The organism is Azospirillum sp. TSH20, from assembly GCF_003115935.1.
In the GTDB taxonomy this organism is placed as follows: Bacteria; Pseudomonadota; Alphaproteobacteria; order Azospirillales; family Azospirillaceae; genus Azospirillum.
On sequence record NZ_LGQU01000047.1, the window covers coordinates 1 to 18,086 of the forward strand.

At 68.4% G+C, this 18,086-nt stretch carries 17 protein-coding genes; 13 read left to right on the forward strand and 4 right to left on the reverse strand.

Annotation, left to right across the window (positions count from 1 at the left end):
- On the reverse strand, window positions 1-626 hold a 626-nt coding region (locus TSH20_RS13530), incomplete at its 3' end, for an FAD-binding protein (RefSeq protein ID WP_146207478.1).
- A gap of 345 nt (window positions 627-971) precedes the next feature.
- On the opposite strand from TSH20_RS13530, the gene TSH20_RS13535 reads away from it, so the two are divergent.
- The 10 genes from TSH20_RS13535 (at window position 972) to bioB (ending at window position 10,871) form a co-directional block, all read left to right on the forward strand.
- Window positions 972-2,039 (forward strand): NAD(+)/NADH kinase, encoded by a 1,068-nt coding sequence (locus tag TSH20_RS13535; protein WP_109075235.1) that lies wholly within the window; start codon window positions 972-974, stop codon window positions 2,037-2,039.
- Window positions 2,040-2,071: 32 nt separating this feature from the next.
- Entirely contained in the window at window positions 2,072-3,055 is a 984-nt protein-coding gene (locus TSH20_RS13540; protein ID WP_109075236.1) for a thiamine pyrophosphate-dependent dehydrogenase E1 component subunit alpha, read from the forward strand.
- Between the two features lie 38 nt (window positions 3,056-3,093).
- Window positions 3,094-4,125, forward strand: a complete 1,032-nt coding sequence (locus TSH20_RS13545) for an alpha-ketoacid dehydrogenase subunit beta (protein WP_109075237.1) — start codon at window positions 3,094-3,096, stop codon at window positions 4,123-4,125.
- 189 nt (window positions 4,126-4,314) lie between these two features.
- Window positions 4,315-5,439 (forward strand): acetoin dehydrogenase dihydrolipoyllysine-residue acetyltransferase subunit, encoded by a 1,125-nt coding sequence (locus TSH20_RS13550; protein WP_199231852.1) that lies wholly within the window; start codon window positions 4,315-4,317, stop codon window positions 5,437-5,439.
- Window positions 5,440-5,520: 81 nt separating this feature from the next.
- Window positions 5,521-6,306: a glucose 1-dehydrogenase gene (locus tag TSH20_RS13555; protein ID WP_109075238.1), complete on the forward strand. Its 786-nt coding sequence runs from the start codon at window positions 5,521-5,523 to the stop codon at window positions 6,304-6,306.
- Between the two features lie 52 nt (window positions 6,307-6,358).
- On the forward strand, window positions 6,359-7,468 hold the full coding sequence (locus TSH20_RS13560) for a 2,3-butanediol dehydrogenase (RefSeq protein ID WP_247871100.1): 1,110 nt from the start codon (window positions 6,359-6,361) through the stop codon (window positions 7,466-7,468).
- Complete coding sequence (lipA, locus tag TSH20_RS13565) at window positions 7,468-8,403, forward strand: lipoyl synthase (protein ID WP_109075239.1); 936 nt, start codon at window positions 7,468-7,470, stop codon at window positions 8,401-8,403. Before TSH20_RS13560 ends, lipA begins: the two co-directional genes overlap by 1 nt.
- Window positions 8,404-8,477: 74 nt before the next feature.
- Window positions 8,478-9,122 carry a GntR family transcriptional regulator gene (locus tag TSH20_RS13570; RefSeq protein WP_247871101.1) on the forward strand — a complete coding sequence of 215 codons (645 nt, stop codon included), beginning with the start codon at window positions 8,478-8,480 and terminating at the stop codon, window positions 9,120-9,122.
- Between the two features lie 91 nt (window positions 9,123-9,213).
- The gene (locus TSH20_RS13575) at window positions 9,214-9,807 is read left to right on the forward strand and encodes a biotin transporter BioY (RefSeq protein ID WP_109075241.1); all 594 of its coding nucleotides are present in this window, start codon (window positions 9,214-9,216) and stop codon (window positions 9,805-9,807) included.
- The gene (gene bioB, locus TSH20_RS13580; protein ID WP_109075242.1) at window positions 9,807-10,871 is read left to right on the forward strand and encodes a biotin synthase BioB; all 1,065 of its coding nucleotides are present in this window, start codon (window positions 9,807-9,809) and stop codon (window positions 10,869-10,871) included. The genes TSH20_RS13575 and bioB overlap by 1 nt, the downstream gene beginning before the upstream one ends.
- On the opposite strand, the gene zapE is transcribed toward bioB, so the two are convergent.
- Complete coding sequence (gene zapE / locus TSH20_RS13585; protein WP_109075243.1) at window positions 10,813-11,985, reverse strand: cell division protein ZapE; 1,173 nt, start codon at window positions 11,983-11,985, stop codon at window positions 10,813-10,815. The genes bioB and zapE overlap by 59 nt on opposite strands.
- 265 nt (window positions 11,986-12,250) lie before the next feature.
- Between zapE and TSH20_RS13590 the strand changes: the two genes are divergently transcribed.
- Window positions 12,251-14,440 (forward strand): ATP-binding protein, encoded by a 2,190-nt coding sequence (locus TSH20_RS13590; protein WP_109075244.1) that lies wholly within the window; start codon window positions 12,251-12,253, stop codon window positions 14,438-14,440.
- 7 nt (window positions 14,441-14,447) lie between these two features.
- Here TSH20_RS13590 and pdxY read toward each other — a convergent pair whose 3' ends face one another.
- On the reverse strand, window positions 14,448-15,308 hold the full coding sequence (gene pdxY, locus TSH20_RS13595) for a pyridoxal kinase PdxY (protein WP_109075245.1): 861 nt from the start codon (window positions 15,306-15,308) through the stop codon (window positions 14,448-14,450).
- Window positions 15,309-15,494: 186 nt separating this feature from the next.
- On the opposite strand from pdxY, the gene TSH20_RS13600 reads away from it, so the two are divergent.
- Both TSH20_RS13600 and TSH20_RS13605 read left to right on the forward strand, forming a co-directional pair.
- Window positions 15,495-16,376, forward strand: coding sequence for a CoA ester lyase (locus TSH20_RS13600; protein WP_109075246.1), 882 nt, complete (start codon window positions 15,495-15,497; stop codon window positions 16,374-16,376).
- A 165-nt stretch (window positions 16,377-16,541) separates the two neighbouring features.
- The gene (locus TSH20_RS13605) at window positions 16,542-16,832 is read left to right on the forward strand and encodes a general stress protein (RefSeq protein WP_082860705.1); all 291 of its coding nucleotides are present in this window, start codon (window positions 16,542-16,544) and stop codon (window positions 16,830-16,832) included.
- Between the two features lie 105 nt (window positions 16,833-16,937).
- Here the strand turns inward: TSH20_RS13605 and leuB are convergent, their stop codons facing one another.
- Window positions 16,938-18,053: a 3-isopropylmalate dehydrogenase gene (gene leuB / locus TSH20_RS13610; RefSeq protein WP_109075247.1), complete on the reverse strand. Its 1,116-nt coding sequence runs from the start codon at window positions 18,051-18,053 to the stop codon at window positions 16,938-16,940.
- Window positions 18,054-18,086: the final 33 nt, after the last annotated feature.

Below are 18,086 nucleotides of genomic sequence, written 5' to 3' on the forward strand. Positions count from 1 at the left end.
CCTTCGGAGCCGACGAACAGGCGGGTCAGGTCGTAGCCGGCCGCCGATTTGCGCGCCCGCCCGCCGGTCTTGATGACGCGGCCGTCGGCCAGAACCACGGTCAGGCCCAGGACATTCTCCCGCATCGTGCCATAGCGCACGGCGTTGGTGCCGCTGGCCCGCGTCGCCGTCATGCCGCCCAACGAGGCGTTGGCGCCGGGATCGATGGGGAAGAACAGGCCGGTGTCGCGCAGATGCTCGTTCAGCTGCTTGCGGGTCACGCCGGCCTGGACGGTGACGTCGAGATCCTCCGGGCTGACGCGCAGGATCTGCTGCATGCCCGACAGATCGATGGTGATGCCGCCGGCCAGCGCGGCGATGCCACCCTCCAGCGAGGTGCCGGTGCCGAAGGGGATGACCGGCAGCTTGTGCTTCGCGCAGATCTTCACGATCGCGCTGACTTCCTCGGTCGAGTTGGCGAAGGCGACGCCATCCGGCGGACAGGGCGTGTGATAGGACTCGTCCTTGCCGTGATGCTCGCGCACCGGCAGGGAGGTGGTGAACCGGTCGCCCAGCAGAGCCGTCAGCTCGGCCCGAGCCTCCTCGGTCAGGGCCGCGCGCGGCTGGGTGGTGGCGATGACGGTCATGGGTGTTGTCCTCCCCGGTCGATGGTTCATTGAGATGGTTCATTGGTATGACCAAGCGAGGCTAAAGCGGCAGGCGAACGCTTGGCAAGACGGGCGATGCGCAGGGGTGGAATGCCGGGGTGCGGAGGGGTGGCTCCAAACTCACACATGAGGCGCCACACCTGTTGCACCGGCGGCGCAACAGTCCGTGCAACACCTGTTGCAACGCCTCACCCCGCCGCACCACCTTCAACCGTTGAAAATCAAGAAAATCCGCTGAACTGACCATCTGGCACGGCGGTTGCTCTTACCCCTTCGAACCGCGCGTCGATCAACGGCGCGCCGCAACGAGGGGGAGGCGCAATCTTGGCTCCGGTCGTCGGCATCGTCGCCAATCCGGTTTCCGCCCGCGACATCCGCCGGGTCGTCGCCAACGCCACCAGCCTGCAGATCGCCGACCGGGCGAACATCCTCCTGCGGGTGCTGGCGGCGCTGCATGCCTGCGGCGTGCGCGACGTTCTGATGATGCCGGAGAATGGCGGCATCCGCGCCCATGTAGACCGCGGCATGATGCGTGCCCGCTCACGCGGCGAGGACATCTATCCCGCTCTCCACCCGGTTTCGATGCCGATCACCGGCACGGTCGCCGATACACATCGCGCCACCGCCGAGATGCGGCGGGCCGGCGTGTCGGCCCTGGTGGTGCTGGGAGGCGACGGCACCCACCGGGCGGTGGCGGCCGAATGCGGGACGGTGCCGATCGCCGGCATCTCCACCGGCACCAACAACGCCTTCCCCGAACACCGGGAGCCGACCATCACCGGGCTCGCCACCGGGCTGGCGGTGACCGGGCGGGTGCCGCCGCACATCGCCTTCGCCGCCAACAAGCGCATCGACGTGTCCCTCGACCGCGGGGCAAACGGCGGTGCCGTCACCGAGATGGCGCTGGTCGACGTGGCGCTGGTGACGGAGCGCTACATCGGCGCCCGCGCCCTTTGGCGGACCGAGAATTTCCGCGAACTCTACGTCACCTTCGCCGACCCGGAGGTGATCGGCATGTCGGCCATCGCCGGCCTGCTGGAACCCGTCGGCCGCGAGGAGAGCGGCGGCCTGATGGTGCGGTTGTCACCCGACGCCGACTGCCGCAAGGGCACCACCACGCTCCACGCCCCCATCGCGCCGGGGATGATGGCGCGCGTCGGCGTCACCGACTGGCGCCGCATGCCGGCCGACGTGGCCTTCGTGCCGGAGGTCACCGCCGGCTCCATCGCGCTGGATGGCGAGCGCGAACTGTCCTTCACCGAACGCGACCGTCTGTCCCTGACGCTCCGGGACGACGCCTTCCGCACGGTCAACGTCGCCGCGGTCATGCGGCACGCCGGCCAGAACCGGCTGCTGACCGGCACCCCGGTGCCCGTCACGGCCGCCTTCTAACCACCAAACACCAGTCAGGGAGAAAACACCTCATGGCCCAGAATCCCTTCCCCCTCGGCAAGGACGAGTTGCTGAAGGCCTACCGCACCATGCGGACGATCCGCGAGTTCGAGGAGCGGCTGCACGTCGATTTCGCCAAGGGCGACATCCCCGGCTTCGTCCACCTCTATGCCGGCGAAGAGGCCTGCGCCACCGGCATCATGATGCACCTGAACGACAACGACCGCATCGCCTCCACCCACCGCGGCCACGGCCACTGCATCGCCAAGGGCGTCGACGTCCACGCGATGATGGCGGAGATCTATGGCCGCAGCACCGGCGCCTGCCGGGGCAAGGGCGGGTCGATGCACATCGCCGACCTGTCCAAGGGCATGATGGGCGCCAACGGCATCCTCGGCGCCGGCGCTCCGCTGATCTGCGGCGCGGCGCTGGCGGCCAAGGTGCGCGGCGACCGCGGCGTCGGCATCACCTTCGTCGGCGACGGCGCGTCCAACCAGGGCACCTTCCTGGAGAGCCTGAACCTCGCCGCGGTGTGGAACCTGCCGGTGGTCTTCGTGGTGGAGAACAACGGCTACGCCGAATCCACGGCGATGGAATGGGCGGTGTCCTGCGACAGCTATGTCGACCGCGCCACCGGCTTCGGCATGCCGGGGGTCACGGTGGACGGCACCGACTTCTTCGCGGTTTACGAGGCGGCCGGCGAGATCATCCGCCGCGCCCGCGACGGCGGCGGTCCGGCGCTGTTGGAATGCAACATGGTCCGCTTCTACGGCCATTTCGAAGGCGACGCCCAGACCTACCGCGCCAAGGGCGAGCTGGAGGCGATCCGCGCGTCGCGCGACTGCCTGACCATCCTGTCGGAACGGCTGATCGAGGCCGGGGTGATCGCACGGGAGGAGTTGCAGGCGGTCGACCGCGAGGTGAACGCGCTGATCGAGGACGCCGTGCGCGCCGCCAAGGCCGCCCCGCTGCCGGCGGCGGAAGACCTGCTGAGCGACGTCTACGTCACCTACTGAGCCAATTCCAAGAAACGCCAAACGCGCGGAGGAAACACATGTCCCGCAAGATCAGCATGAAGCAGGCGATCAACGAGGCCCTGGACCTGGAGATGCGCCGCGACCCCACCGTCATCGTCATGGGCGAGGACATCGTCGGCGGCACCGGCGCCCACGGCGAGGATGACGCCTGGGGCGGCGTGCTGGGCGTCACCAAGGGGCTGTACGCCAAGCATGGCAACCGGCTGATGGACACGCCGCTGTCGGAATCCGCCTATATCGGCGCCGCCATCGGTGCCGCCGCCTGCGGCCTGCGGCCGGTGGCGGAGCTGATGTTCCTGGACTTCATGGGCGTCTGCTTCGACCAGATCTTCAACCAGGCCGCCAAGTTCCGCTACATGTTCGGCGGCAAGGCGGTGACGCCGGTGGTGATCCGGGGCATGGTCGGCGCCGGTTTCCGCGCCGCCGCCCAGCATTCGCAGATGCTCACCCCGCTGTTCACCCACATTCCCGGGCTGAAGGTGGTCTGCCCCAGCAACGCCTATGACGCCAAGGGCCTGCTGATCCAGTCGATCCGCGACAACGACCCGGTGATTTTCTGCGAGCACAAGAACCTCTACGGCTTGGAATGCGAGGTTCCGGCGGAGAGCTACGCCATCCCCTTCGGCGAGGCGAACGTCCTGCGCGACGGCGACGACGTGACCATCGTCAGCTACGGCCTGACCGTCCACCGCGCCATGGAAGCTGCTACCGCCCTGGCGAAGGACGGCACCGAGGCCGAGGTGATCGACCTGCGCACCCTGTCGCCCATCGATTGGGACACCATCGTCGAGAGCGTCGAGCGCACCGGCCGGCTGGTGGTGGTGGACGAGGCGCATCCGCGCTGCAACCTCGCCACCGACATCGCCGCCTTCGTCGGGCAGAACGCCTTCGGCGCGCTGAAGGCGGGCATCCAGATGGTGACGGCGCCCCACACGCCGGTGCCCTTCGCGCCATCGCTGGAGGATCTGTACGTCCCCAGCGCCGACAGCATCGCCAACGCCGTGCGGCGTACCCTGTCGCCCAAGGGGGCGCGCAGCATCGCGGCGTGAGGTAGGCGCCGGCCTGATTGCCCCCACCCTAACCCTCCCCCGCTTCGCAGGGGAGGGAACTCCGCCCCATTCCCGAACAAGCGCCAATCCCCCTCCCCCGCCCAGCGGGGGAGGGTCGGGGTGGGGGCAAAGAACTGCGGGGCGGCACCACGCCCCAATCAAAAAAGCATTCCCAGGAGCCTGAACCACATGTTGAACGAGCGCATCAAGCCCATCGTCATGCCGAAATGGGGCCTGTCCATGTCGGAGGGCAAGGTCACCGGCTGGCTGAAGCGGCCGGGGTCCACCATCTCCATCGGCGATGAGCTGCTGGAAGTCGAAACCGACAAGATCACCAACGTGGTCGAGGCGGGAGAGACCGGCGTCCTGCGCCGGGTGCTGGGCGAGCCCGGCACCGTCTATCCGGTCAAGGCGCTGATCGCCGTGCTGGCCGAACCCGATGTGCCGGACGACGACATCGACGCCTTCATCAGCGCCTATGCCGTGCCGGCCAGCGAAGACGACGGCGAGGCCGAGGCCGGCCCGCAATACCACACCGCCGAGACGCCCGCCGGCACCATCCGCTACGCCAAGCGAGGAGAGAGCGGCCCGACCGTCCTGCTGGTCCACGGCTTTGGCGGCGATCTCGACAACTGGCTGTTCACCATCGACGCGCTGGCGGAGAACGCCACCGTCTACGCGCTCGACCTGCCCGGCCACGGCCAGTCGACCAAGCAGATCGCCGATCCCAGCCTGTCCGGCCTGTCGCAGGCGGTGCTGGGCTTCCTCGACACGGTCGGGGTGGAGCGCGCCCATTTCGTCGGCCATTCCATGGGCGGCGCGGTGTCGATGCGCACGGCGCTCGACGCGCCGGGCCGGGTAGCGTCGCTGTCGCTGATCGCGTCGGCCGGCCTGGGCGAGCAGATCGACCACGGCTACATCCAGGGCTTCATCGGTGCGACATCGCGCCGCGACCTGAAACCGGTCCTGGAGACGCTGTTCGCCGACCGTGGCCTTGTCAGCCGCAATCTGGTTGACGACCTCTTGAAGTACAAGCGGCTGGACGGCGTTGACGAGGCCCTGCGGGCGTTGTCGGCGTCGCTGTTCACCGAGGGCCGGCAGGCCAGCGTGCTGGCATCCGGGATCGCGGACGCCAGGACGCCGACGCTGGTCGTGTGGGGCGAGGAGGACCGCGTCATCCCCGCCGACCACGCCCAGGCGCTGGCGAACACGGCACAGGTCGCCGTCATCCCCGGCGCCGGCCACATGGTGCAGATGGAGGCGGCCGGCAAAGTGAACGCGCTGCTGAAGGACCACATCGCCAAGGCGGGCTGAGACACCTCCCCGCTCTTCATCTCCGAACATCTCGCCACCGGCGCGCAGGCCGTCCGCCAGCGCGCCGGCAGGAGACAGCTCATGCCTGATCTCAAGGACAAGAGCATCATCGTCACCGGTGCCGGCCGCGGCATCGGCGCCACCATCGCCAAGGCGCTGGCCGCCGACGGTGCCAAGCTGACCATCGCCGACCGCACCGAGGCCGACGCCCAACAGGTGGCCGAGGCCATCCGCGCCGCCGGCGGCATAGCCATCGCCGTCACCGTCGATGTCCGCGACCGCGCCGCCGTCCGCCGCATGATCGACGAGACGGTGAAGGCCCATGGCCGGCTCGACGTCATCTTCAACAATGCCGGCATCGCCCAGACCAAGCCCTTCCTCGACATCACCGAGGACGACTGGCACACGGTCAACGACGTCAACGCGCTGGGCGTGCTGATCGGCATGCAGGAAGCGATCAAGACGTTCAAGAGGCAGGGCGGCGGCGGCAAGATCGTCAACACCGCCTCCATCGCCGGCAAGCAGGGCTACGAGCCGCTGGCCCATTACTCCGCCAGCAAGTTCGCCGTCGTGGCCCTGACCCAGGCCGCCGCCCGCGGCTTCGGCAAGGACGGCATCACCGCCAACGCCATCTGTCCCGGCGTGGTGGCGACCGAGATGTGGAAGATCATCGACCAGGGCTTCCGCGACACCGGCATCACCAAGTCGGAAAACGAGGCCTTCGACATGTTCGCCGCCGGTGCCGTGCTGGGCCGGCCGTCGCGGCCCGAGGATCTGGTCGGCGTCGCCCGCTTCCTCGCCTCGTCCGACAGCGACTTCATGACCGGCCAGTCCCTGCTGGTCGATGGCGGGATGGTGTTCGCCTGACCGTCCTGAACGCCTGCCCCGCTCAGAAGAATAAATCCGGAGGACACATCCGATGAGTTCGACCGACACGATGAAGGCCGCCGTCTGGCATGGCCGCAAGGACATCCGCGTCGAAGACGTGCCGCTGCCGGGCGCCCCGCCCGCCGGCTGGGTGCAGATCAAGGTGCATTGGTGCGGCATCTGCGGGTCCGACCTGCATGAATATGTCGCCGGCCCGGTCTTCATCCCGGTCGACACCCCCCACCCGCTGACCGGCCTAAAGGGCCAATGCATCCTTGGCCACGAGTTCAGCGGCGAGATCGCGACGCTGGGCGAGGGCGTAAGCGGCTTCGATGTCGGCGACCGGGTGGCGGCCGACGCCTGCCAGCATTGCGGCGAGTGCTATTACTGCAAGCACGGCATGTACAACATCTGCGAGAAGCTGGCCTTCACCGGCCTGATGAACAATGGCGCCTTCGCCAGCCTGGTCAACGTTCCCGCAGAGTTGCTCTACAAGCTTCCCGACGGCTTCCCGACCGAGGCCGGCGCCCTGATCGAACCGCTGGCGGTCGGCATGCATGCGGTGAAGAAAGCTGGCAGCATCGTCGGCGAGACCGTGGTGGTGGTCGGCGCCGGGACCATCGGCCTGTGCACCATCATGTGCGCGAAGGCGGCGGGCGCCGGCCGGATCATCGTCCTGGAGATGTCCGCCGCCCGCAAGGCCAAGGCGCTGGAGGTCGGCGCCAGCATCGTGCTCGACCCCAAGGAGTGCGACGCGGTGGCGGAGGTCAAGGCGCTGACCGGCGGCTACGGCGCCGACGTGTCGTTCGAGTGCATCGGCCACCGCGACACCGCCAAGCTCGCCATCGACGTGATCCGCAAGGCCGGCAAGGCGGTGCTGGTCGGAATCTTCGAGGAGCCCAGCTCCTTCAACTTCTTCGAGATCGTCGCCACCGAGAAGCAGGTCATCGGCTCGCTGGCCTACAACGGCGAGTTCGCCGACGTCATCCGCTTCATCGCCGACGGCCGCATCGACGTGCAGCCGCTGATCACCGGCCGCATCACGCTCGATGACATCGTCAGCGGCGGCTTCGAGGAGCTGGTCGCCCACAAGGACCGCAACGTGAAGATCATCGTGCAGCCGCAAAGTGCGGCGGCCGAACAGCCGGAGCTCGTCCACTGATGGCCCTGCCCGCGATGCACAAGCCCCGCCCGGAGCATCGGGCCGAGAAGCCGGCCTGGCTCCGCGCCCGTGCCCCCGGCGGGGCGGCGTTCGAGGACACGCAGTCGCTCGTCCGCCGCCACGGCCTGAACACGGTCTGCGAGGAGGCCGCCTGCCCCAACATCGGCGAGTGCTGGAGCAAGCGGCACGCCACGGTGATGATCCTGGGCAGCGTGTGCACGCGGGCCTGCGCCTTCTGCAACGTCGCCACCGGCCGGCCGGACGCGCTCGATCCCCACGAGCCGGACCGGCTGGCCGAGGCGGTGGGCGAACTGGGCCTCGCCCATGTCGTCATCACCTCGGTCGACCGCGACGATCTGGCCGACGGCGGTGCCGCTCATTTCGCCCGCTGCATCCGCCGCCTGCGTGAGACCGCGCCAGCCACGACGGTGGAGGTGCTGACCCCCGATTTCCGCAACAAGCCGGGGGCGGTGGAGACCGTGGCGGACGCCCGGCCCGACGTCTACAACCACAATCTGGAAACCGTGCCGCGGCTCTATGCCGATGTGCGGCCGGGGGCACGCTATTACGGCTCGCTGCGCCTGCTGGAGCGGGTGAAGGAGCGCGATCCGTCGATCTTCACCAAGTCCGGCATCATGGTCGGGCTGGGTGAGGAGCCGGCGGAGGTGTTGCAGGTGATGGACGACTTGCGGGCGGCGGGCGTCGATTTCCTGACCATCGGCCAGTATCTCCGCCCCACCCCCAATCACCACCCGGTCGCCCGCCACGTCACGCCGGAGGAGTTCGAGCGCTACGGCACGGTGGCACGGGCCAAGGGCTTCCTGATGGTGTCGGCGACGCCGCTGACCCGCTCCTCCCACCACGCCGGGCGTGACTTCGAGGAGTTGCGGCGGCGGGCACGGGCGTCGGCAATGGGAGCCGCCGCACCCCAGTGAGCCGAGACAGTCTGATCGACATTCGGCGGTCGTCATTTTATCTATTAAGAATGAACGCTCCCAAGGAAGACACGTTGGCGGTCCGCATCAGCCGGGTATTGGCGGAGCGGATCATCGCCGGCACCATCGCCCCGGGTTCCCGGCTTCGCCAGGACCACATCGCCGAGGAATTCGGGGCAAGCCATGTCCCGGTGCGGGAGGCGTTCCGCCGGCTGGAAGCGCAGGGGCTGGTGGTCAGCGAACCGCGCCGCGGCGTGCGGGTCGCCTCCTTCACCCTGGCAGAGGTGAAGGAAGTGGCGGAGATGCGGGCGGCGCTGGAGGTCCTGGCCTTGCGCCATGCGGCGCCCAACCTGACCGCCGCCATCCTTGACGAGGCGGAGGACGCGACCGGAGCGGTCGATTCCTCCCGCGACGTCCGCAGTTGGGAGGAAGCCAACCGGCGCTTCCACCGGCTGCTGCTGGCGCCCTGCAACATGCCGCGGCTGCTGGCGACCATCGACGATCTGCATGCGGCCAGCGCCCGCTTCCTGTTCGCCACCTGGCGGTCGGAATGGGAGGCGCGCACCGACCACGACCATCGCGCGATCCTCGGCGCACTGCGGCGGGGGCAGGTGGATGCCGCCTGCGCCACCCTTGCGCGCCATGTCCAATGGATCGGCCACCGCCCGGTTCCGGCTTCCGGTGGCAAGCTCCGGGACAGCTTCGCCATCGTTGGCTGACGGTTTATCTATAATTCGCTTGCACCGGAAGCGTGGCTGTGGATTCGTTATAGATAGTCCTGTCGATTATCTATAATTGGAAATTTGCAGCATGACCCGTCCATCGATCCTCAGCGAAGCAACCGGTCGCCCGGTCTCCAGGGCAACGATCATTCCCGCAGGCGCCGCCGTTCTGCTCGGCATGTGCCTGATCACGCTGTCGGCAAAGATCCAGGTGCCCTTCTGGCCGACGCCGATGACTTTGCACACGCTGGCCGTCATGGCGATTGCCGTGGCCGCCGGTCCGCGACTTGCCACCGCTACCCTCTTCGCCTATCTGGCCGCCGGGGCGGCCGGACTGCCGGTCTTCTCCGGCACGCCGGAACGCGGGATCGGGCTCGCCTATATGGCGGGACCGACCGGCGGATATCTGGTGGGCTATCTCGCTGCGGGCTGGATCACCGGCACGCTGGCGCAAGGCCGCGGAACCTTCGGCAAGGTCGGGGCGATGTTGGCCGGACTGGCCGCGGTCTATGCGCTGGGCCTCGCATGGCTGGCCCTCTTCGTTCCAGCCGACCGCCTCCTCGACCTCGGCTTCACCCCCTTCATCCTGGGCGACCTGACGAAGATCGCAGTGGTCGCCGCCGGCGCGGCCCTACTGCCGGCCCGCTTCCTGCCCGGTGGTCGTCGGGAGGGGGCCGGCTGATGAACCCCACCACCGACATCCAAGGCAAGGCGGAAGCAGTGACGGCGTCCAATGCCGGCCAATCCGTCGCCTGGACCGAGGCCGAGGCGCGCGACCTTTACGACCTACCCCTGCCGGAGCTTCTGTTCCGGGCGCAGACCCTGCACCGCCGGCATTTCGATCCCACCGAGGTCGAAACGGCGACGCTGCTCAGCATCAAGACCGGCGGCTGTCCGGAAGACTGCGGCTATTGCTCGCAGAGCACCCATCACAAGACGGGCGTCAAGGCGACGAAGCTGATGGAGGTCGACAGCGTGCTGGCCGAAGCGCGGAAGGCGCGGGAGGCCGGCGCCACGCGGTTCTGCATGGGGGCCGCGTGGCGCAGCCCGAAGGACCGCGACCTGGACAGTGTCTGCCGGATGATCGAAGGCGTCCGGGCGCTGGGCCTGGAGACCTGCGTGACGCTGGGCATGCTGGCGCCCGATCAGGTCCGGCGGCTGGGCGATGCGGGGCTGGATTACTACAACCACAACATCGACACCTCGCGCGCCCATTATCCCCGGATCGCGACCACCCGGACGATGGACGACCGTCTGGACACGCTGAGTCTCGTCCGGAAAGGCGGGATCAAGCTGTGCAGCGGCGGCATCGTCGGCATGGGCGAGACGGTGGACGACCGCATCGCCATGCTGGTCATCCTGGCCAACCTGGCCCCGCCGCCGGAAAGCGTGCCGCTGAACATGTGGAACGCCATTCCCGGCACCCCGGTGATGGACAGGGCGGAACCGGCCACGCCCATCGCCTTCGTCCGGCTGGTCGCGCTGGCCCGCCTGCTGATGCCGGCCAGCGTGGTGCGGCTGTCGGCCGGCCGCCATGCCATGAGCGACGAGTGGCAGGCCCTGTGCTTCCTGGCCGGTGCCAATTCGATCTTCACCGGCGACACCCTTCTGACCACCGGCAACCCCCAGCGTGCGCAGGATGCCGCACTGCTGGCGGCGATGGGTATGCGGATGGCGCCGGGACCGGTCAGGTCAAATGCTGCCGTTGCAGGTAATCTTCGCTCTGCATCTCCATCAACCGACTGACCGTGCGCTCGAACTCGAAGGCGTGGGTGCCTTCCGGATAAAGGCGTTCGGGCGGGCCCTCGGCGGCGATGACGACGTTGACCTTGTGCTCGTACAGCGCGTCGATCAGCGTCATGAAGCGCTTGGCCTCGTTGCGCAGCTCGTCCTTCATCGTGGGCACGTGGTTGATCAGGACCGTGTGGAAGTGGGTGGCGATGGCCAGATAGTCGGCCGCCCCCAGCGGCTTGCCGCACAGGTTCCAGAAATCGACCCAGGCCACGCATTTGGCGGCACGGTCGATCTCGACGCGGCGGCCCTGCACCGTCAGGTGGCAGGGCTCGCCAGCCGCACCGCCGGTCAGGTCGGAGAAGGCCTTGGCAAGGGCGGCATCCGATGCGGCGCCCAGCGGGTGGTGGTAGATCGGCACGCCCTTCAGCCGGTCCAGCCGGTAGTCGGTCGGGCCGTCCAGCGACAGGATGTCGAGCTTGTCCTTGAGGAGCGCGATGAAGGGCAGGAACAGCTCGCGCTGGAGCCCGTCCTTGTACAACATGTCCGGCGGCCAGTTGGAGGTCGCCACCACCACCACGCCCAAATCGAACAGGTTGGTGAACAGCCGGCCCAGGATCATCGCATCGACGATGTTGGTGACGTGGAACTCGTCGAAGCAGAGCAGCCACGCCTCGTCGGCGAGCGCGCGGGCCAGTTCGGGCAGCGCCTCGTCCGGGCCGTCTCCCCTGCCCTTGCCGGACTGGCGGTGGTCGTGGATGCGCTGGTGGATCTCCAGCATGAATTCGTGGAAATGGACGCGCCGCTTCTTGTCGACCGGGGCGGTCTCATAGAACAGGTCCATCAGCATCGACTTGCCGCGCCCGACGCTGCCGTAGATGTACAGCCCCTGCGGCGCGGTGGAGGCGATGTCCGGCGGCGGCGGCGTGGCGCGGCGGCGGCCCAGGCCGAACCGTTCCAGCCACCCTCCCCCGGCCGGCCTGTCGTCGCCGGCGGGCTGCGGCTGATAGCCCTTCAGCGCCTGATACAGGCTTTGGAACTTCTCCGCCGCCAGTTCCTGGTCGGGATCGGGGCGAAGCGTGCCGCTGCCGCGGCGGGCGCGGTAGAGCGAAAGCGGTCCGTCGGTCATGGGACTATGGGCAATCCGGCTGCCAAGATGGTCCCTTACCTAGCGGATGGAGCCGCTCCCGGCAACCGCCGACGGGACGGTGACGGGGAATGGCAGGGTGGCGCAAGGCGCGATGTTGGCTCCCAGGACGGGAACACGGCGGCGCGGCATCTGCGCGCATCGGCAATCCCCATGTTTCAGTCCAATTACACTTTCTTTAGGGTGCCGGTTCATCTAGTCAACACGGGCCGTCCGGCCGCAAGCCCCACTGGAAGCCGAAACGCCGATGCCCGTCCCCGGGTCAGCCTCCCCCCCGCTGTCCTGCCCCGCCAATCTGGCGCGGGCGTTGCGCGGCCGCCTGGGATCGGTGCGGTTCCTGATGACCGCGTCCGGCCTTGCCTTCATCCTGGTGGTGAACGCGCTGATCGGCTACGGCATCGTCCAGGGCCGGCGCGAGGCGCTGGATGCCGGCGAGCGCGCCACCCGCGATCTTGCACGCATGCTGGAATCGCAGACGCTGCGGACGGCCTTCGCGGTGGACCAGCTTCTGCGCGACCTGTCCTTCGCACTCGACACGCTTCCCGAGGGCACGCGCCGCGGCAGCACGGCCATTCACGACCATTTGCGCCAGCGGCGCGATTCCTTTGCCGAACTGGCCGATCTGGTGGTGGTCGACAGTGACGGCTTCGCCCTGCATCATTCGGCCGACGTGCCTCTTCCGAAGATTCCGCTGTCCGACCGCGCCTATTTCACCGGGCCGCTCACGGGTGCCGGAGAGGGGCTGTATGTCGGTGCCGCCATCAACAGCCGGGTGAGGCCCGGCACCCAGGTCATCCCCTTCAGCCGGCGCTGGCTGGACCGGGACGGCGGCTTCCGCGGCGTGATGGTCGCCATGGTCGATCCGACGCGCCTGGCGGCGACGCTGGAATCGCGGGACATCGACCGCAAGGGCAGCGTGTTCCTGGCGCTGGAGGACGGCACCGTCCTGCTGGACCGGCCGCCGGGCCGCAACGGACCGGACCGGCTGACCGACTGGCCGGCGGTGTGGACTGCGCTTGCCGCGCACGACGAGACCACCATCCGCGGCATGGCACCCGGCCCGGGGGCCGGAATCGACAGTCTGGTCAGCGTGCGGCGGGTGCAGGGCTATCCCTTCGTCATCGTGGCGACCCTGCCGGTGGCGGTGGCGCTGGCCGAATGGCGGCGCGACACGGCGGCCTGGACCGCCATCGGCACGGCGATGACGATCGCCATCGCCCTGCTGACCGCCTTCGTCGTCCGCCAGCATGCCCGTCGCGAGGAGGATCAGGCCCGGCTGGCCCGCGCCTCGCGCCGGATCCGCGGCATCCTCGATTCCATGCTGGATGCCGTGGTCACCTTCGACACCGCCGGGCGCATCGTCACCTTCAACCGGGCGGCCGAGATGATGTTCGGCGTGCCGGAGCGCGAGATGATCGGCCAGCCGATCGAGGCGCTGATCCCCGACGCCCGCGGCGGCGCCAACGACCGCGACCTGACCGCCCTGCGCCGCGACGGCCGTGCTTTTCCGGTCGGCTTCACCGTCAGCGATCTGCGTTTGGGCGGCGGCCCCTGCGCCGCGGACTCCTACCCGGCTTCCGTCGGCGCGCTGCGTCCGGACGAACCCCGCATCTATGTCGGCGTCATCCGCGACATGACCCGCCGCAAGCAGCAGGAGGCGGAACTGATCGCCTCGAAGACGCAGGCGGAACTGGCGAACCGGGCGAAGAGCGAGTTCCTGGCCAACATGAGCCACGAGCTGCGCACCCCGCTGAACGCCATCATCGGCTTCGCCGAGGTGCTGGACAGCGAGTTCTTCGGCGCCGTCAACGAACGGCAGAAGTCCTGCATCGCCGACATCCACGACAGCGGCCGCCATCTGCTCGACATCGTCAACGCCGTGCTGGACATGTCGAAACTGGAATCCGGCCAGTTCGAGCTTTGCGAAGAGGCGGTCGAGGCGCATGAAGCGGTCGGGCAATGCCTGATGATGGTGCGCGACCGCGCCGCCGCCGGCGGGGTCGCCATCCACAACGAGGCGACCGCCGCCGTCGCCACCCTGTGGGTCGACCGCCGGGCCTTCAAGCAGGTGATCCTGAACCTGCTGTCCAACGCCGTGAAGTTCACGCCCAACGGCGGAAGCATCACCATCACCGCCGGGCTGGACGAGGATGGCGGCTTCGCGTTGACGGTGGCCGATACCGGGATCGGCATCCCGCCCGACTTCATGGCCGACCTGTTCCAGCCCTTCCGTCAGGCGGAGAATGCCGCGAACCGCAGGTACGAGGGCACCGGGCTGGGCCTGTCGATCTCGAAGAACTTCATCGACCTGCATGGCGGAACGCTGACCTGCCGCAGCACGCCAGGGGCCGGGACCGCGATGACGGTGCGGCTGCCGGCGGAACGGGTGGTGGATCGTCCCATGAAAATGGGCAGCCACGCCGCGCCTGCAGCCTGAGACCGCCTCAGCGAATCCGCGTTGCGGTGAAACGGCGGGGCGGGTTGACGAAATCGTCCTGGGCGGCAATCAGCTGAAGCTCGCGCGTGCCGATGCGCTTGGTCGCCTCGAAGATGGCGAAGATCGCCGCCGCCGCCTTTTCCAGCGCGTCGGCCGGGTGGAAGGCGGTCAGGTAATGGGCGAGGAACAGCGCGGCCACCGCGTCGCCCGACCCGTTGGGCGGCGGGTCGAAGGTCAGGCGCGGCGTGGACACCAGCCAGGAGCCGTCGGCGCCGTCCGCCAGCATCTCGATGCTGTCGGGATCGGCATCGCTGCGGGTCAGGCTGGTGACCAGGACCAGCCGTGGCCCGCGCGCACGCAACGCCGCGGTGGCGGCCAGCGCGTCGTCCAGAGTTTCCACCTTGCGGTCGGTCAGATACTCCAGTTCGAACTGGTTCGGCGTCATCAGGTCGGCGGCCGGCACCGCATGGTCGCGGATGAATTCCGGCAGGCCGGGCCGCACGAAGAAGCCGCGGCCGACATCGCCCATCACCGGATCGCAACAATAGATCGCATTCGGATTGACGCCCTTCACCCGCGCCGCGGTCTCCACGATCACCTGCCCCAGTTCGACGGCGCCCATATAGCCGGACAGCACCGCGTCCTGAGCCGGCAGCACGCCGCGGGCGGCGATGCCGTCGACGATGTCGGCGATATGCTCCGCCGTGAAGACCTGTCCGGTCCAGGCGCCATAGCCGGTGTGGTTGGAGAACTGGACGGTGTTCACCGCCGTGGCGTCGATCCCCAACCGCTGCAGCGGAAACACCGCGGCCCGGTTGCCGACATAGCCATAGGCGACGTGCGATTGGATGGTGAGGACGCTTTTCATGCGGGAAAGCGTATGCGACCGTCCGCCGGGCGTAAAGCCGCCGACTCCGGGACGATGGCCGGGGCTTGCGGCATGGCTGCCATGCGCCGGCCCGTGCGGGCACTGTGACGGCCTGGCCCATGGACAGGGCGGCGCCCCGCGGCTAAAGCTGCCGTCTCCAACCATCCGCATTTCCGGGAAACCGTCATGGCCACGACCGTCCGCCCCCGCCGCAGCGTGCTCTACATGCCGGGTTCGAACGCCCGAGCCCTGGAGAAGGGACGCAGCCTGCCCGCCGACGGGCTGATCCTCGACCTGGAGGATGCGGTCGCCCCCGACGCCAAGGCGATGGCGCGCGACACCATCGCGGCCGCGCTGTCGGCCGGCGGCTATGGCGGGCGGGAACTGATCGTCCGCGTCAACGGGCTGAACACCCCCTGGGGCTATGACGATCTGCGCATGGCCGCGGCCAGCGGCGCCGATGCCGTGCTGCTGCCGAAGGTGGAGAGCGCCGACGCGGTGCGGCAGGCCGAGGCGGTGCTGCGCGCCGCAGGCGCACCGGCCGGCCAGACCATCTGGTGCATGATGGAGACGCCGCTGGGCATCCTGAACGCCAAGGAGATCGCCGGGGCCTCCCCCACCGTCGGCGCGCTGGTGCTCGGGACCTCCGACCTTGCCAAGGACCTGCACGCCGCCCACACGGCGCAGCGGCTGCCGATGATCACCAGCCTGGGGCTGTGCCTGCTGGCGGCACGGGCCTATGGGCTGGCGGTGCTGGACGGCGTGCATCTGGACCTGAACGACGACGAGGGCTTCGCCGCCTCCTGCCTCCAAGGGCGCGAGTTGGGCTTCGACGGCAAGACGCTGATCCATCCCAAGACGATTGCCGCCTGCAACGCCGCCTTCGCCCCGGATGACGAGGAGATCGCCCAGGCCCACCGCATCATCGCCGCCCACGCGGAGGCAGCCGCCGCCGGCAAGGGCGTGGTTCTGGTCGACGGCAAGCTGGTGGAGAACCTGCATGTCGAGAACGCCCGGAGGCTGGTGACCCTGGCCGAAGCGATCGCCAAGCTGCAAGCCCCAGGATGAGCAACGGGGGTGATCGGCGAAATGAGCAACGGTCGCGACAAGACCGTTCCCAAAACGAAATGATCGCCGCACCGACAATTCCGGTTGCAGAATTTATCGGTGATTTGGAACCAACCCCCCGGCTGTCCGGTTGTCAAGTCAACAAGGCACAGTCGGAGGTTGGTTATGGCCTCGAAAGAGAGCAATCGCACGTCGGGCCGCGGCTTTGCGTCGATGGACCCTGATCGGCAACGCCAAATCGCCAGCAAGGGCGGCGAAAGCGTGCCGGCCGACAAACGCAGCTTTTCAAAGAACCCGGAACTCGCGGCGGAAGCCGGGCGCAAGGGTGGGCGCAGTGTCCCCGCCTCTTCGCGCAGCTTCTCCAAGAACCCCTCGCTGGCGGCGGAAGCCGGCCGCAAGGGTGGACAGGCGAGCCATGGCGGACGGTCGGGCGACCGGCCGGCAGGCGGCGACTGACGCGGCGACCGACCGGGGCGATTGAAACGCTATGGATCGTGCAGACGAAAAAGCCCCCGTCCTTGCGGACGGGGGCTTTTTCTTAAGGCGCTGCCGAATGGGAGATCAGGACGCCAGCTTGTCCAGCTCGCGCAGGATCGAATCGCCCATGACGGTGGTGGAGCAGCGCGCCATGCCCGGGGCCATGATGTCGGCCGTGCGCATGCCGCCGCCCAGCACGTTCTGAATGGCCCGCTCGATCAGCTTGGCGTCCTCGTCCAGGTTGAACGAGTAGCGCAGGCACATCGCGAAGGACAGCAGGGTGGCGCAGGGATTGGCCAGATCGCGGCCGGCGATGTCCGGGGCGGAGCCGTGCACCGGCTCGTACAGCGCCTTGCGGTTGCCGTTGGCATCCGGGGCGCCCAGCGAGGCCGACGGCAGCATGCCGAGCGAGCCGGTCATCATCGCCGCCTCATCCGACAGGATGTCGCCGAACAGGTTGTCGGTGACGATCACGTCGAACTGCTTCGGGTTCTTCAGCAGCTGCATGGCGCCGTTGTCGGCGTACATGTGGCTCAGCTCGACGTCCTGGAACTCTTCCTGGTGCAGCTTGGTCACTTCCTGCCGCCACAGCAGGCCGGATTCCATGACGTTCGCCTTTTCCATCGAGCAGAGCTTGTTGCCGCGCTTGCGGGCCAGCTCGAACGCGACGCGGGCGACACGGCGGATTTCCGACGTGGTGTAGACCTGGGTGTTGACGCCGCGGCGCTCGCCGTTGCCGATGTCGGTGATGCCGCGCGGCTCACCGAAATAGACACCGCCGGTCAGCTCGCGGACGATCAGGATGTCCAGCCCGCGGATGACGTCGGCCTTCAGGGTCGAGGCGTCGACCAGCGCATCGAACACCACGGCCGGGCGGAGGTTGGCGAACAGGCCCAGTTCCTTGCGCAGGGTCAGCAGGCCGGCTTCCGGACGCTTGGTGTAGTCGCTGGGGTTGTCCCACTTCGGGCCGCCGACGGCACCCAGCATCACCGCGTCCACCGCCAGCGCCTCGGCCAGCGTGGCGTCGGACAGCGGAACGCCGTGGGCCTCGATGGCCGCGCCGCCGACCAGACCTTCGGACACGTCGAAGGTGATCTTGCGCTTGCGATCCATCCAGTCGATGACCCGGCGAACCTGGCGCATCACCTCCGGGCCGATACCGTCACCGGGGAGGAACAGAAGCTTCTTATTGGCGGCCATGGCGGGCGCACTCCCAAATATCAGACGTCAAGA